The sequence below is a fragment of the Micromonospora sp. NPDC049240 genome (assembly GCF_040647835.1).
GTDB lineage: Bacteria > Actinomycetota > Actinomycetes > Mycobacteriales > Micromonosporaceae > Micromonospora.
Genome location: NZ_JBEZCX010000009.1, coordinates 128,209 through 142,102, shown reverse-complemented (window position 1 = coordinate 142,102; position 13,894 = coordinate 128,209). Strand labels below are relative to the sequence as shown.

The window sequence follows — 13,894 nt, the reverse complement described above, 5'->3', positions numbered from 1 at the left end:
GACCTGCCCGGGAGCCTCGCATGACCGCCACCACCTCACCCGACACCACCACCGGCCCGCGCCGGCCCGACCGCCGGCCGCCCGCCCTGGGGGGCTTCTCCACCGCCGTGCTCGCCATCGAGATCCGCCGGGTCCTGCGCAACCGTCGCACGCTGATGTTCATCCTGGTCATGCCGGCGGTCTTCTTCCTCCTGTTCGGCCTGCCGTCGCGCGGCGAGAAGCTCGACAACGGCCTGCCGGTCACCGGCTGGATCATGATCAGCCTGGCCGTGTACGCGGCCATGGTGGCCACCACCAGCGCCGGCGCGGCCGTCGCCACCGAGCGTGCGCTGGGCTGGAGCCGGCAGTTGCGGCTGACCCCGCTGCGCCCGGCCGCGTACGTGGCGACGAAGGTGGCCACCGCGATGGTGCTCGGGCTGCTCGGCGTGCTCGTCGAGTTCGGCGTCGGCGCCGCCTCCGGGGTGCGGTTGCCGGCCCACGTGTGGCTGGAGTCCGGCCTGACCGCGTGGATCGGCTCGCTGGTCTTCGCCGCGTTCGGCCTGTTCGTCGGCTACCTCGCCCCGGCCGAGAACGTCATGCAGTTCATGGGCCCGGCACTGGCCATCCTGGCCATGCTGGGCGGTCTGTTCGTTCCGCTCGATCTGCTGCCCGACGTGATGCGGCAGATCGCCACGTTCACCCCGGTGTACGGGGTCGGTCAGCTCGCTCGCGCGCCGCTGACCGGCACCGGGGTGGACTGGGCGGCGGTCGGCAACGTGGCCGCCTGGACCGCGTTCTTCGGTCTCGGCGCGGCCCGCCTGTTCCGCCGCGACACCACCCGGGTCTGACCGGGGCGGCGAGCACTAGCGTGGTGGGCGTGACGTTGCCGACCGTCCCGGCCCGGCCGGTGAACCGTCCCCACTGGCGGTTCACCGGCTGGCTGCTGGCGGCGGTCTGGCTGTTCTTCCTCAACATTCCGTTCGTCACCGCCCTGCACCAGCCGGAGCTGTGGCGGCGGCTGCTCGGGCTCGCCTCGGTGATCGCGTTCGCCGTGGCGTACGTGCTGATCTTCGAGTGGGGTCGGGCCCGCCGGCAGCAGCACCGCCCGATCCCGGCCGACCGGGCCCGGCTGCTGATCGCGGTGCTGCTAGCGCTCGGTCTGGCCGGCATCCCGGGCACCGGCGGCGACTGGCTGACCACACTGGTCTTCGTGGCCGCCGCCGCGGTGTTCCTGCTGCCGTCGGTGGAGGCGCTGGTCGTGGTGGTGCTGGCCGCGGCGACCCCGCCGGTCACCTCGCGCCTGGTGCCCGGCTGGGAGTCGGAGAGCACTGTCGTCTTCGCGGTGCTGCTCGCCTCGTTCGCCATGTTCGGGGTGAGTCGGCTGGCCCAGCGCAACGGCGAACTTCAGGCCGCGCAGGCCGAGATCCGCCGGCTCGCGGTGGCCGAGGAGCGCGCCCGCACCGCCCGCGACCTGCACGACATCCTCGGGCACTCGCTGACCGTGGTGGCGGTGAAGGCCGAGCTGGCCGGCCGGCTGCTGGAGCTGGACCCGGCGCGGGCGGCCGTCGAGATCGCCGACGTGGAGCGGCTGGCCCGGGAGGCGCTGGCCGACGTGCGGGGCACCGTCGGGGCGTACCGCGGGGTGGATCTGGCGTCCGAGGTGGCCGGCGCCCGGTCGGCGCTGGCCGCCGCGGGCATCGTCGCGGAGCTGCCGAAGTCGGTGCCGGAGCTGCCGGCGGACCGGGACGAGCTGTTCGGCTGGGCGGTCCGCGAAGGGGTGACGAACGTGGTGCGACACAGCGGCGCGCGGCGCTGCGTGATCCGGGTGGACCCGGCGGGGGTGGAGGTCCGCGACGACGGCCGGGGACCGGCCGGCGAGTCGGCGGGCGCCGGGCACGGGCTGGTCGGGCTGCGGGAGCGGGCGGCCCGGTTGGACGCCACCGTGACGGTGGCCCGGGCGTCCGGCGGGCGCGGTTTCCTGCTCCGGGTCACGGTGCCGCACCCCGACGGAAGGACACCCGGATGACCACGCCGATCAGACTGCTGCTCGCCGACGACCAGGCGCTGGTCCGCGGCGCGCTGGCCGCGCTGCTTTCGCTGGAACCGGATCTGACCGTGGTGGCGGAGGTGAGCCGCGGTGACGAGGTGGTGCCGGAGGCGCTGCGTACCCACCCGGACGTGGCGCTGCTCGACGTGGAGATGCCCGGCCTGGACGGGGTGGCCGCCGCGGCGGCGCTGCGGGCGGCGCTGCCCGGATGCCGGGTGCTGGTGGTGACCACGTTCGGCCGGCCCGGCTACCTGCGTCGGGCGATGGAGGCGGGCGCGAACGGCTTCGTGGTCAAGGACACCCCGGCCCGCCAGCTCGCCGACGCGGTCCGCCGGGTGCACGCCGGCCTGCGGGTGGTCGACCCGACGCTGGCCGCCGAGACGCTGGCCACCGGCGCGAGTCCGCTCACCGAGCGGGAGACCGAGGTGCTGCGTACGGCCCGGGGCGGCGGCACGGTGGCCGAACTGGCGGCGACGCTGCACCTCTCCGAGGGCACCGTCCGCAACCATCTCTCGTCGGCCATCGGCAAGACCGGCGCCCGCAACCGCGCCGACGCGGTCCGGGTCGCGGAGGCCAACGGCTGGTTGCTGGGTTGAAGGAGGGCCCCCTGTCAACGCACGGTGTGAGAGGGGAACCCTTCTCTACCGGAGGCGTTAACAGGGGGCCCCTCCTTACCGGCGGTCGACGATGACGAGGGCGGTGCCGGGGGACAGCTCGGCGAGGAGTTGGCGTTGGGCGGCGCGGGTCAGCCGGATGCAGCCGTTGGTGACGTTCTTGCCGAGCGTGTCGTCGTTGTACCAGGTGTGCAGCCCGATGTGCGCGCCCCGCAGGCCGGTCGGCACCGCGTCCGGGTCGTCGGGGATCGCGCCGAGCGCGAAGATGTCGACGCCGCCGTAGACGTCCTGCGGCGGCGGGGTGCGGCCCAGGATGAACGTGCGGCCGAGCGGGGTGAGCTGTCCGGGCATGCCGAGGCTGACCGGCCAGGTGTGCACCGCGCGCCCGTCCCGCAGCCAGGTGAGCCGGTGCGTGCGGCGTTCCACCACGATCTGGTCGCGCAGCGCGACCGTGGTCCAGCCGCCTTCCGGCAGCCAGGCGACGGTGCGGTTCGCGGAGGGGAGCAGCACCGCGGTCCACCCGGCGCGGCGCTCGACGATCGGCACGGTCAGCGGGACGTCGTTGATCGTCGGCGCGAGGAAGGCCCGGGGACGGCCGCCGGGCGCGTCGTACGCGGGGATCTTCCGGTCCGGCCGCGCCCCCTCGCGGAGCTGCCGGGTGTCGGTCGGCGTCGGGTCGGCGGGGAAGCCGCGTGGTGCCGGGTCGTAGGTGACCACCGGCAGGTCGGCGGGCGCGGGCGCGGCGGGCGGCACGGACTCCACAGGCGACGGCCGCGGTGACGCCGGCCCGGTCGGGGCCGGTCCGGCGCCGACCAATGTGGGCGCCGGCGTGCCGGTGAGCGCGTGACCGACCAGCAGCGCGGTGGCCAACAGCAGCGGTACGCCGAGCGCGGCGAACAGCCAGCCGGGAATCCGCCGCCCGGTGACGTGGTCATAATGCACGAAAGCGACTCTAACCGAGACGAAGCCCCCGCGCCGGGAACTGCCGGCACGGGGGCTTCACGGGGTACGGGCGAGGTCAGCTCACCTTCGCTCCGACGTGGATGGCGATGGCGTCGTGCGCGTTGACGGTCGCGGCGAACCAACCCGACGAGTCCACGGTGAGCACCGGACCGCTGCACGACCCGTTGCTGAACGTGCCGTGGATGACGTCGCAGTAGCGGCCGGCGGGCAGCCCGGTGTAGTAGGACCGGCCGCTCACCGCGGAGTCCTCGTCGTTGATCGTCAGGTAGCCCTTGCCGGCCCGGCTGAACGCGATGTGCTGGTAGCCGTTGTCGTACCAGTTGGCGACCGCGGCGCCCTCGGTGGCGTTGCGGAAGCCGACCATGTTGGCGATGACCGGCCAGCGGTGCTCGCACTCCCAGCCCGAGTAGCAGGTGGTGTTGGTGATCTTGTTGCTGCCGTCCGAGGGCGGGGCCTGGTCCTTGTTGCTGAACGTGAAGCTCGACATCACCGCCGGGGTGCCGTACGGCCAGGCCAGCATGAACGCGTTGGCAAGCGCGTACTCGCCGCGGTCGCGGTAGGTGAGCACGCCGCCGTCGCGCTGGGTGTCGTGGTTGTCGGTGAAGACCACCGCCGAGCCGCCCGGCAGGTAGCCCCAGGACTCGCCGAAGTTCTTCAGGTACGCCAGCCGCTCGTTGTTGAACATCCGGGCCAGGTCCTTGCCGTACCGGAACTCGTGCACGTCGCCGTTGCCGGTGTACTCGGTCGGCTGGACCGGCTCACCCGCGCCGTAGATGACCTCCTGCACGAGGTACGCCGGCCGGGACAGCTTGGCCTTGATCGCGGCGATGTCGGCGGCCGGCATGTGCTTGCTGCCGTCCAGCCGGAACCCGTCCACGCCGAGCGAGAGCAGGTCGTTGAGGTACGTCGCGAGCCGGGTGCGGACGTAGTCCGACTCGGTCTTGAGGTCGGCCAGGTTGACCAGCTCGCAGTTCTGCACCTCGTACCGGTCGTTGTAGTTGGCGATGTCGTTGTTGCCGTTGCGACCGCAGTAGTGGAAGTCCTGCGCCGAGTAGGTGCCCGGGTAGTTGTAGTGGCCGTACGACGTGCCGGCCCAGCCGGTGCCGCCGTTCTCCTGGCCGGACATGTGGTTGACCACGGCGTCGACGATCACCTTGACGCCGGCGTTGTGACAGGTGTTCACCATGGACTGGAACTGGGCGCGGGTGCCCTTGCGGGACTCGATCCGGTAGCTGACCGGCTGGTAGGACACCCACCAGGGGCTGCTGTTGACGTGCTCCTGCGGCGGGGACACCTGGACGTAGCCGTAGCCCTTCGGGCCGAGCGTGCTGGTGCACTCGCTCGCCACCGACGTCCAGTTCCACTCGAAGAGCTGGACGATGACCTTCTTGCCGCCGGGCGTGGCGGCGGCGGCCGGGGGTGCCGCCACCGTGGTCGGGACGAGCAGGCTGGCGGCGAGGCCGAGGACGAGCGCCGCGGCGCGGCGTCGACGTCGTTGCATCAGGACTCCTACGGGACGGGGGATGTGGGGGAGTGGAGCCTGGGAGGGCTTCAGTGCCGGCTTCTTGCAGCTGGCACTGAAATTTTCCGCAAGGTTACGAGCATGTTGCAAGAAATGTCAACGCATGGGCATCCGTCGTTGTGTGGGGCGCTATAACGCGCGTCGGGCCCGGATGGTTCGAGGAACCGGTCGAGAAATTCGCCACCGGAGGTGATCCGTCCGAGCCGTCGCTCCGTACCTGAGGTGGGAGCAGGGTCGGCCGGTGGGGGCGCCGCCGCGAGACGATCGAGGAGCAGATGGCCCGGGCACAGCAGAACGAGAAGGCGACGACCGTCCGGACCACCACCAGCAGCCGTGGTGTCCGGACCGTGTCGAAGTCCGCGATGGTGGCACTCACCGCCTCCGCACTCGGCCTCGCGTGGGCGGGTGTGGAGCTGGCCGGCGCCGGCGGCGCCGTGTACGCGTACGGATTCTTCTTCACCGAGTTCTTCGCCGGGGTGGTCACCCTGGTCTCGCTCAGCCTCACCGTGATGCTGGGGCTGCTCGCCACCGACCGGCTGGTGCTGCTCATCCGGCACCGGGTGCTGCTCCAGTCCGCGCACCGCGCCACCGGCGTGCTCGGCGTGGTCGGGCTGGTCTTCCACGTCATCACCAAGATCGCGATCGGCCGGGCCGGACCGACCGACGCGGTGGTGCCGTTCCTCGGCGGCAGCGGCCTCTACGTCGGGCTGGGCACCGTCGCCGCGCTGCTCATGGTGGGCGTGCTCTGGACCGGGCTGATCCGGGTCCGGTTCGCCGGCGTCGGTCCCAAGTGGTTCTGGCGCGCGCTGCACTCGATGGCGTACGTGTCCTGGCCGTTCGCGCTGTTCCACGGCCTCAACGCCGGCCGGACCGCGAAGAGCTGGGTGGTGCTCAGCTACCTCGCCTGCGTGCTGCTCGTGGTGATGGCGCTGCTGGTGCGCCTCTCCGTCCATCTCGGCAAGCGCAGCCGCGAGCAGCACCAGGCCGCCGCCCTAAACAAGGCGATGGCCGGCAAGGGGGAGGAACGTACCGGCGTGTTCGCGGCGCTGGCCCGCAAGAAGACCGCGGACAAGGACGAGAGCGCCGCCGGCCGGGGTCGGGGCGGGCGCTGGGCCGAGACCACCGCCACCTGGACCGCGCCCGCCGGCACCGCCCGGCAGCGGGACCCCGAGCGGTTCGCCGTACCGGTGGTGCCGGAGCCCGGATCGCTGCGGGAGCCGGTCCGCGCCGCCGCCGCCCGGCGGCGCGCCGAGGAGCCGGCCGAGCCGGCGCGGCGCGCCCGCACGCAGGAGGTCCCGGCCGCCCGGCGGTCCACCCGGAGCCGGGACACCGAGCGGGTGAGCACCTCCACCCGGGTCCGCGACTCCGAAGGCGAACCGGTGCGCCGGAGCCGGGACGAGGAGATGGAGCCGGTCGCCGGCCGGCGCGAGGGGGAACGGTCCCGTCGGCGCCGCCGGGACACCGAGGAGCGGGTCAGCCGCCGGTCCCGGGTCGACGAGGAGGTCGCCGCCCAGTACTCCGCGCCGCCGGAGAACGGCGGCCGGCACTCCGCGCCGCCGGACACCGGGGGCCGGCACTCCGCGCCGCCGGACAGCGGCCGCTACGCCACCCCCGCCGAGGTGGCCCGCTACTCGGCCCCGCCGCGCCCGACCGACGAGGCCGAGGAGCCGTGGGACAGCCCGCGCCGCTGGGCGAGCGAGCCGATCTCGGCCGGCCCGGTGTCGGCCGGCCCGATCTCCGGCACCCCGTTCTCGGCGGAGCCGCGCAGCGGGACCGGGCGACGCTACCGGGACGAGGAGGACGTGCCGGAGGAGCCCGACTACTGGCGTCCGCCGGCCCGATACACCGCCGACGACGACGCGTTCGTCGACGACACCCCCACGCTTGTCGACCTCGCCTCCCGCCGGGCGATGCGGGCCACCAAGGACAGCCGCCCCAGCCGCCGGCGCAAGGCCGACGCGGACGCGGTCGACGGGGCGTACTGGGCCGGGTTGCGGGGCGAGGCCCGGTGAAGCGGACGGCTGTCCCCCCGGTCGCCTGCGTCGGAGAGCCCCGGCTCACCGCCGGGTTCGCCGAGTTCGGCCGGCTCGACCTGCTCGCCCACGAGGAGGTGCACGGCCCGATCGGCCCGATGGAGCCGGCCGCGCTGCTCCGGCTCGCCGAGGCGATCGACCTCAAGGGCAAGGGCGGGGCGGGCTTCCCGTTCGCCCGCAAGATGCGCGCCGTGCTGGAGTCCGCCGAACGGCAGGACCTCGCCACCGTCGTGGTGGTCAACGCCACCGAGGGCGAGCCGGCGAGCTGGAAGGACAAGGTGCTGCTCACCCGGGCCCCGCACCTCGTCCTGGACGGCGCCGCGCTCGCCGCGTTCGCGCTGGACGCCGAGGAGATCGTGATCGGGGTGGCCGACGACGACGTGGGCCGGCCCTCACTGACCGAGGCGTTGCAGGAACGGCGGATGCCGGTGCCGACCACCATCGTGACCGTGCCGCACCGGTTCATCTCCGGCGAGGGCGGCGCGCTCGTCAACGGCATCAACGGGCTGCCGCACATCCCACCCGGCACCAAGAAGCGGTCAAGCGACTCCGGCGTCAGCGGGCTGCCCACCCTGCTCTCCAACGCCGAGACGTACGCCCAGCTCGCGGTCGCCGCCCGGATCGGCCCGTACGAGTACGCGGCGCTCGGCACCGACGACGAGCCGGGCACCGTGCTGCTCACCGTCACCGGGTCGGCGAAGCGACCGGCCGTGGTGGAGTGCGCCGCCGGCACCCCGCTGCGCGAGATCCTCGACCTGTGCGAGGTGCCCCCCGGGCCGGGCATCCTGATGGGCGGCTACCACGGCAAGTGGATCACCGCCGAGGCGGCGGAGCGGGCCGAGGTCTCCCGCAACGGGCTGGCCGCGATCGGCGGCACGCTCGGCGCCGGCATCATCGTGCCGCTCGGCACCGACACCTGTCCGCTCGGCGAGGTCGCCCAGGTGGTCCGCTACCTGGCCGGGGAGTCCGCCGGCCAGTGCGGCCCGTGCAAGATGGGCCTGCCCGACCTGGCCCGCTCCGTCGACCTCGCGGTCTCCGGCAGCGCGCCGATCGAGCTGGTCCGGGCCGCGGCCGGCGACGTGAAGGGACGCGGCGCGTGCAGCCACCCGGACGGCACCGCCCGGTTCGCGCTGTCCGCCATGGAGGTGTTCGCCGACGACCTGCGGCTGCACGCCACCGGGGAGGGCTGCGGCAAACGCGTCAAGGGCACCATGGGCCTGCCCGGCGCGCCCGACGGCAACCCGCAGAGACTCACCCTGGACTGGTCCCGCTGCGACGGGCACGGGCTCTGCGCGCACGTGGTGCCGGACTTCATCCGGCTCGACGGCAACGGCTACCCGGCCTTCCCGCCCACCCCGGTGCCGACCTGGCTGCGCGAGGGCGCGCTCAAGGCGGTCAAGGTCTGCCCCGAACTCGCGCTCCGGCTGGTCAAGGCCGAGTAGCCGTCCCGCCCAGGAGGCGCCGATGCCACCCCGTACCGCCCGCCGTCTCGGCGTCGCCGCCGTACTGGCCGCCACGCTCGCCGGCACGGCCGCCTGCGCGGTCGGCCCCGAGCGGGCCACGCCGGCCGGCGCGGCGACCGCCGGGTCGACCACCGCCCCGGCCGCGTCCGCCCCGACCCCGTCCGCCGGTGCGCCGTCGACGCCGCCGGCCCGGGTGCCGGAGACGCTGGCGTTCACCGCGAAGACGCTCGACGGTACGACATTCTCCGCCGCCGCCCTCGCCGGGCGGCCGGTCGTGCTGTGGTTCTGGGCCCCCTGGTGCGCGACCTGCGCCAGCCAGGCGTGGACGGTCGCCGAGATCGCCCCGACCTACCGGGACACCGTGCCGATCGTCGGCGTCGCCGGCCTCGGCCAGCAACGGGCCATGAGGGACTTCGTCACCGAGTTCGACCTGGCCGGCACGCCGCAGCTCGACGACCGCGCCGGCACGCTGTGGCGCCGGTTCAAGGTGACCGAGCAGAGCACGTTCGTCATCGTCGACCGGGACGGCACCGTGGTCCACCAGGGCTTCCTCGACGGCGAGGCGCTGACCCGGCAGGTCGAGACGCTGGCTCGGGGATGACCGGCGCGCTGCTGCTCGCGCTGACCGCCGGCATGCTCGGCGCGGTCAACCCGTGCGGCTTCGCGATGCTGCCCGCGTACCTCTCGGTGCTGGTGGCCGGCCCCGGCGACGGGCGCGGCGCGGTCGGCCGCGCGCTCACCGCGACGGCCGGGCTGACGCTCGGGTACGCGGCCGTCTTCGGCGCGTTCGGGCTGGCCGTGGCACCGGCGGCGGACTGGCTGCGCCCCCGGCTGCCCTGGCTGACCGTGACGCTCGGCGTGCTGCTGGCGCTGGCCGGTCTGTGGCTGCTCGCCGGCCGGCGGCTGCCCACGCCCGGCCCGTGGCGCACCGCGCCCCGGCTCATCCGCACCTGGCCGTCCATGGCGCTGTTCGGCGCGGCGTACGCGCTCACGTCGTTGACCTGCGCGATCGCGCCGTTCCTGGCGATCGTGGTGACCAGCCTGCGGGCCGGCTCGCCGCTGCGCGGGCTGGCGCTCTTCGGCGCGTACGCGCTCGGAATGGCGTTGGTGGCCGGCGTGGCCGCGCTCGCCGTGGCGCTGCTGCGCGGGCGGGTGGTGGCCGGGCTGCGCGGCGCCGGCGCGTGGGTGTCCCGGCTGAGCGGCCTGGTGCTGCTGGTCGCCGGCGGCTACGTCGCCTGGTACGGCTGGTACGAGGTGCGGCTGGCCCTGGGCCGCCACGACGCGTTCGGCGACCCGGTGGTACGCGCTGCCGCCGCCGTCCAGCAGGCGCTGGTGAGCGCGTTGAACACCGCCGGCCCCGCCCCCCTGGCCGCCCTCTCCCTCACCCTGCTCGCGCTCGGGTTGCTGGTAAGGCGGGGCCCCCTGTCAACGCCTCCGGTAGAGGCGGGGGCCCCGCTTGACAGCGAGACCCCCGCGAGCGGCGCGACCCCCGCGCGGAAGGCCGTCAGCGAGTCGGGGTGAGGCGGTCGGTGCCGAGCTTGTCGCGCAGCACCTCGGGGACCACCACCGAGCCGTCGGGCTGCTGGCACTGCTCCAGGATGGCCGGGAACAGCCGGCTGGTGGCCAGCGCCGAGCCGTTGAGCGTGTGCACGAAGCGGGTCTGCTTGCCGCCCGGCTCCCGGTAGCGGATGGCCGCGCGGCGGGCCTGGTAGTCGCCCGCCCAGGAGACCGACGACACCTCCTTGTACTTGCCGGTGCTCGGCATCCACACCTCGATGTCGAGCGTCTTCTTCATCGAGGCGCTGGCGTCGCCGGCGGCGAGCAGGCTGGTCTGGAAGTGCAGGCCGAGCTGCTCGACCAGCCCCTCGACGTGACCCACCATCGCCTGGAGCGCGGCGTCGGCCTGCTCCGGCAGCGTGAACTGGAAGATCTCCACCTTGTTGAACTGGTGGCCGCGCACCGTGCCGCGCTCGTCGGAGTGCGAGCCGGCCGCCTCGCGCCGGTAGCACGGCGTGTAGGCGAACGCCCTCAGCGGCAGCTTCGACGTCTCCAGGATCTCGTCCTGGTAGGCGCCGAGGATCGCCGTCTCCGAGGTGGGCAGCAGGAACTGGCCGCGCGGGGCGGACTGCTTGTCCATGCGGTAGACGTCGTCGTAGAACTTGGGGAACTGCCCGGACGCGAAGCCGGCGGTGTCGAGCAGCAGGTGCGGCGGCAGCAGGAACTCGTAGCCGGCCTCGATGTTCCGCTCGATCAGCCAGTTGACAAGCGCCCACTCCAACCGGGCGCCCACGCCGGTGTACATCCAGAAGCCGGAGCCGCCCAGCTTCACGCCCCGCTCGTGGTCGACCAGACCCAGCGCGCGGCTCAGCTCCACGTGGTCGCGCACCTGCTCGATGGCCGGCGCCTCGCCGAACGTCCGCACCACCCGGTTGGCCTCCTTGCCACCGGCGACCACGTCGTCGGCGGGCAGGTTGGGCAGCTCGCTCATCGCCGAGCGCAGCCGGGACTGCACGTCGTCGAGCTGGGACTCCAGCTCCGCGAGCTGCTTGCGCTCGGCCTCCGGCGCGGCGGGCTGCGGCGTGGCGCCGGAGCGCTTCGCCTCCGCGTACGCGCGCGCCTCGGCCTTGCGGCGCTGCCGCTCGGCATCGATCTCCGTGATCAGGGCGCGCCGCTCCTGGTCGAGTCGCTGGATGTCGTCCAGCGCCCGGGTGACCTCGGCGGGATCCAGACGCTTCGCCAGCGCGGTCGCCACCGCCTCGCGATCCTTCCGGATCAACTCCATGTCGAGCATGCTGCTCGTACGCCTTTCGTCCGGGCCGTCAGGTGGAACCCACAGATGCTACCGTCGCGGCCCCGCCAGCCCGGCCCGGGCTCTCCCGCCCGGACCGGCCCGCCGTGCGCGACGAAGCGGTCAGAGTCGGACCGGCATCAAGACCGAGAACGCGTGCGCGTCGTCCGCCCGGCGTACCGCCAGCGGGGTGATCGGGCCGTCCAGCTCCAGCACGAGCTGGCTGCCGCCGGCGTCCAGCGCGTCGAGCAGGTACTCCCGGTTCAACCCGACCCGCAACCCGCCGTCCGGGTCCCCGACGGCGGCCGGGTCGACCAGCCGCAACTCGCCACCGTGGTCCAGGCCGAGCGCGACCACCGGGTGCTCGACGCCGTCGTGTGTCTGGTGGCACACCCGCACGTCGTCGGCGGTGAGCGCCGCGCGCAGCGCCGCGCCGTCCACCGGGATCCGGTACGCGGGCGCGGCCCCGAGCCGCGCGCCCAGCAGCCGGCGGTGGTCCGGGAAGTCGTACGGCAGCGGGGCGGTGGTCAGCGTGCGCCCGGCCACCGCGACCGTGACCCGGTCCGCGGCGACGACCACCTCCGCGCTCGCCCCGCCGCCGTCGAGCAGCGCGCGCAGCTCGTCGACCGCCGCCACCGGCACCAGCGCGCGCACCGGCGGGCCGTCGACGGTGGCGTCGACCCGGGCCACCGCCAGCCGGTGCCGGTCGGTGGCGACCAGGTGTACGCCGGCCGCCTCGACCTCCAGCAGCACGCCGGACAGGACCGGCAGGTCCGGGTCGGCGCCGGCGGCGAAGCGTACGGCGTCCACGGCGGCGGCGAGGTCGGTGCGGGACAGCACGAGTCGGGTGGTCACGGTGGTCTCCTCCGGGTCGATCAGGCTACGGATCCGGGAGAGTTCGCGACGCGCGTCGGCGAGGCCGTCCTCCAGCCGGCGCAGGTGCGCGTCCAGCAGGCGGTGCACCTCGGCCGGGTGACGCCGGTGCCGCAGCGCCTCGGCGATGCCGGCCAGCGGCATGCCCACCCGGCGCAGGCCGGCGACCAGGCGGGCCGGGCCCACCTGGTCGTCGGCGTACCAGCGGTAGCCGGTCACCGGGTCCACCCGGGCCGGCGTCAGCACGCCGGTGCGGTCGTAGAACCGCAACGCGCTGACCGTCAACCCGCTGGCCCGGGCCAGCTCACCGATGCTGCGAAGCTCGCTCTCCACGGCCGCCATCCTGTGCCCTGCACCAGGTCGAGGGTCAACGTCCGAGTGTTAAGCGGGGGCCCCGCCTCTACCGAAAGCGTTAAGAAGGGGCCCCGCCTTACGCCTTCAGCGTGCGGAACGTGATGCCGGCGCGGATCAGGCGGTCCAGCAGCGCGTCGCCCATCGCGGCGACCGGGGTGAGCTGGCCGGCGGTCTCCGGCAGCTCGTCGAAGGCCAGGCAGAGCGCCGACTCGGCGAGCATCTTGGCGGTCTCGTCGTAGCCGGGGTCGCCGCCGGCCACCTCGGTCACCACCCGCCGGCCGCCACCGGCGCCCACGAACCGCACCCGGAACCAGGACTTCGCCCGCTGCGCGGCACTCGGCCCCTGACCGGAGGCGAGCCGGCCGAGCAGCCAGCGCCGGGTCGGCGGCACCTTCACCAGCCCAACCACGCCGGCCAGGCCCACGCCGGCGACCAGCACGGTGGGCAGCCGCTTCAGCGCGGCGAAGTGCCGGTACCGGAAGTCCGGGCCGTACTCGGGGCGGGCCGCCGCCGACCGGCGCACGATCTGCGGGTCGATGGTGGGCAGCGGCACCGCCCACTGGCCGAACTCGCGGACCCGCCCGACCCGGCCGGGCACCGCCCGCACCCGCCGCCCGTCCGGCCGGGGCTCGACCGCCCGCCGGGCCTTCGCCGCCCGGCTCGTCTCACCGGTGCGGGAGAACGCGGTCAGCGCCGAGTGGTACGTCCCGGCGGAGAACCGGCCGCCGGCCCGCACGTAGCCGTCCACCGTGACCGGCCCGTCCGTGGGGAGCTGCTTGACGGTGTACCAGACGCCGAGGTCGTGCGGGATCGAGTCGAAGCCGCACGCGTGCACCAGACGTGCCCCGGTGCGCACCGCCTCGGCGTGGTGCCGCACGTACATCAGGTCGACGAACTCCGGCTCGCCGGTGATGTCCAGGTAGTCGGTGCCGGCGGCGGCGCACGCGGCCACCAGCGGCTCGCCGTGGTGCACGTACGGGCCGACGGTGGAGGCGACCACCCGGGCGCTGTCCGCCACGGCCCGCAGCGACGCCGCGTCGGTGACGTCGGCGGTGAGCAGGGGCAGCTCGGCCAGGCCGGGATCGATGGCGGCCAGCCGGTCGCGGACGGCCGCCAGCTTGGCCGGGTTGCGGCCGGCGAGCGCCCAGCGCAGCCGGTCCGGCGCGTGCCGGGCCAGGTACTCGGCGGTGAGGCCGCCGGTGAAGCCGGTGGCGCCGAACAGGACGAGGTCGTACGCGCGGTCTGCGGGCATCCGCCG

General features: G+C 74.3%; 12 protein-coding genes. 7 read left to right on the top strand and 5 right to left on the bottom strand.

Going from position 1 to position 13,894, the window contains the following annotated elements; genetic code table 11:
• Nucleotides 1-20 precede the first annotated feature (20 nt).
• Genes AB0B02_RS15790 through AB0B02_RS15780 form a run of 3 tightly spaced genes read left to right on the top strand, consistent with a single transcriptional unit; the run spans nucleotide 21 to nucleotide 2,622 of the window.
• The gene (locus tag AB0B02_RS15790; RefSeq protein WP_281937041.1) at nucleotides 21-827 is read left to right on the top strand and encodes an ABC transporter permease; all 807 of its coding nucleotides are present in this window, start codon (nucleotides 21-23) and stop codon (nucleotides 825-827) included.
• A gap of 29 nt (nucleotides 828-856) precedes the next feature.
• A complete protein-coding gene (locus AB0B02_RS15785) occupies nucleotides 857-2,005 on the top strand; it encodes a sensor histidine kinase (protein ID WP_357300767.1) in 1,149 nt (382 codons plus the stop codon).
• Nucleotides 2,002-2,622 (top strand): response regulator transcription factor, encoded by a 621-nt coding sequence (locus AB0B02_RS15780; protein ID WP_281937037.1) that lies wholly within the window; start codon nucleotides 2,002-2,004, stop codon nucleotides 2,620-2,622. The genes AB0B02_RS15785 and AB0B02_RS15780 overlap by 4 nt, the downstream gene beginning before the upstream one ends.
• 75 nt (nucleotides 2,623-2,697) lie before the next feature.
• Here the strand turns inward: AB0B02_RS15780 and AB0B02_RS15775 are convergent, their stop codons facing one another.
• Together AB0B02_RS15775 and AB0B02_RS15770 are read right to left on the bottom strand one after the other, a co-directional pair.
• Nucleotides 2,698-3,582 carry a L,D-transpeptidase family protein gene (locus AB0B02_RS15775; RefSeq protein WP_281937035.1) on the bottom strand — a complete coding sequence of 295 codons (885 nt, stop codon included), beginning with the start codon at nucleotides 3,580-3,582 and terminating at the stop codon, nucleotides 2,698-2,700.
• A 76-nt stretch (nucleotides 3,583-3,658) separates the two neighbouring features.
• Nucleotides 3,659-5,104, bottom strand: coding sequence for an alpha-amylase family protein (locus AB0B02_RS15770; RefSeq protein ID WP_357300763.1), 1,446 nt, complete (start codon nucleotides 5,102-5,104; stop codon nucleotides 3,659-3,661).
• Nucleotides 5,105-5,400: 296 nt separating this feature from the next.
• On the opposite strand from AB0B02_RS15770, the gene AB0B02_RS15765 reads away from it, so the two are divergent.
• Genes AB0B02_RS15765 through AB0B02_RS15750 form a run of 4 tightly spaced genes read left to right on the top strand, consistent with a single transcriptional unit; the run spans nucleotide 5,401 to nucleotide 10,142 of the window.
• Entirely contained in the window at nucleotides 5,401-7,137 is a 1,737-nt protein-coding gene (locus AB0B02_RS15765) for a ferric reductase-like transmembrane domain-containing protein (RefSeq protein ID WP_357300761.1), read from the top strand.
• The gene (locus tag AB0B02_RS15760; RefSeq protein WP_357300759.1) at nucleotides 7,134-8,600 is read left to right on the top strand and encodes an NADH-ubiquinone oxidoreductase-F iron-sulfur binding region domain-containing protein; all 1,467 of its coding nucleotides are present in this window, start codon (nucleotides 7,134-7,136) and stop codon (nucleotides 8,598-8,600) included. Before AB0B02_RS15765 ends, AB0B02_RS15760 begins: the two co-directional genes overlap by 4 nt.
• A 22-nt stretch (nucleotides 8,601-8,622) precedes the next feature.
• Nucleotides 8,623-9,222 (top strand): redoxin domain-containing protein, encoded by a 600-nt coding sequence (locus AB0B02_RS15755; RefSeq protein WP_357300757.1) that lies wholly within the window; start codon nucleotides 8,623-8,625, stop codon nucleotides 9,220-9,222.
• Nucleotides 9,219-10,142 (top strand): cytochrome c biogenesis protein CcdA, encoded by a 924-nt coding sequence (locus AB0B02_RS15750; protein WP_357300755.1) that lies wholly within the window; start codon nucleotides 9,219-9,221, stop codon nucleotides 10,140-10,142. The genes AB0B02_RS15755 and AB0B02_RS15750 overlap by 4 nt, the downstream gene beginning before the upstream one ends.
• On the opposite strand, the gene serS is transcribed toward AB0B02_RS15750, so the two are convergent.
• The 3 genes from serS to AB0B02_RS15735 all read right to left on the bottom strand — a co-directional run bounded on the left by serS (nucleotide 10,126) and on the right by AB0B02_RS15735 (nucleotide 13,888).
• Nucleotides 10,126-11,412, bottom strand: coding sequence for a serine--tRNA ligase (serS, locus tag AB0B02_RS15745; RefSeq protein ID WP_357300753.1), 1,287 nt, complete (start codon nucleotides 11,410-11,412; stop codon nucleotides 10,126-10,128). The two genes, AB0B02_RS15750 and serS, sit on opposite strands and share 17 nt — an antisense overlap.
• Before the next feature lie 120 nt (nucleotides 11,413-11,532).
• Nucleotides 11,533-12,624, bottom strand: a complete 1,092-nt coding sequence (locus AB0B02_RS15740; protein ID WP_357300751.1) for a MerR family transcriptional regulator — start codon at nucleotides 12,622-12,624, stop codon at nucleotides 11,533-11,535.
• 88 nt (nucleotides 12,625-12,712) lie between these two features.
• The gene (locus tag AB0B02_RS15735) at nucleotides 12,713-13,888 is read right to left on the bottom strand and encodes a saccharopine dehydrogenase NADP-binding domain-containing protein (RefSeq protein WP_281937017.1); all 1,176 of its coding nucleotides are present in this window, start codon (nucleotides 13,886-13,888) and stop codon (nucleotides 12,713-12,715) included.
• Nucleotides 13,889-13,894 lie beyond the last annotated feature (6 nt).

What these genes read in the sequence shown, in the direction of transcription:
- AB0B02_RS15765 (WP_357300761.1), top strand. Translation starts at nt 5,401, where the DNA reads ATGGCCCGGGCACAGCAGAACGAGAAGGCGACGACCGTCCGGACCACC.
- serS (WP_357300753.1), bottom strand. Translation starts at nt 11,412, where the DNA reads ATGCTCGACATGGAGTTGATCCGGAAGGATCGCGAGGCGGTGGCGACC.
- AB0B02_RS15790 (WP_281937041.1), top strand. Translation starts at nt 21, where the DNA reads ATGACCGCCACCACCTCACCCGACACCACCACCGGCCCGCGCCGGCCC.
- AB0B02_RS15750 (WP_357300755.1), top strand. Translation starts at nt 9,219, where the DNA reads ATGACCGGCGCGCTGCTGCTCGCGCTGACCGCCGGCATGCTCGGCGCG.
- AB0B02_RS15755 (WP_357300757.1), top strand. Translation starts at nt 8,623, where the DNA reads ATGCCACCCCGTACCGCCCGCCGTCTCGGCGTCGCCGCCGTACTGGCC.
- AB0B02_RS15735 (WP_281937017.1), bottom strand. Translation starts at nt 13,888, where the DNA reads ATGCCCGCAGACCGCGCGTACGACCTCGTCCTGTTCGGCGCCACCGGC.
- AB0B02_RS15770 (WP_357300763.1), bottom strand. Translation starts at nt 5,104, where the DNA reads ATGCAACGACGTCGACGCCGCGCCGCGGCGCTCGTCCTCGGCCTCGCC.
- AB0B02_RS15740 (WP_357300751.1), bottom strand. Translation starts at nt 12,624, where the DNA reads ATGGCGGCCGTGGAGAGCGAGCTTCGCAGCATCGGTGAGCTGGCCCGG.
- AB0B02_RS15780 (WP_281937037.1), top strand. Translation starts at nt 2,002, where the DNA reads ATGACCACGCCGATCAGACTGCTGCTCGCCGACGACCAGGCGCTGGTC.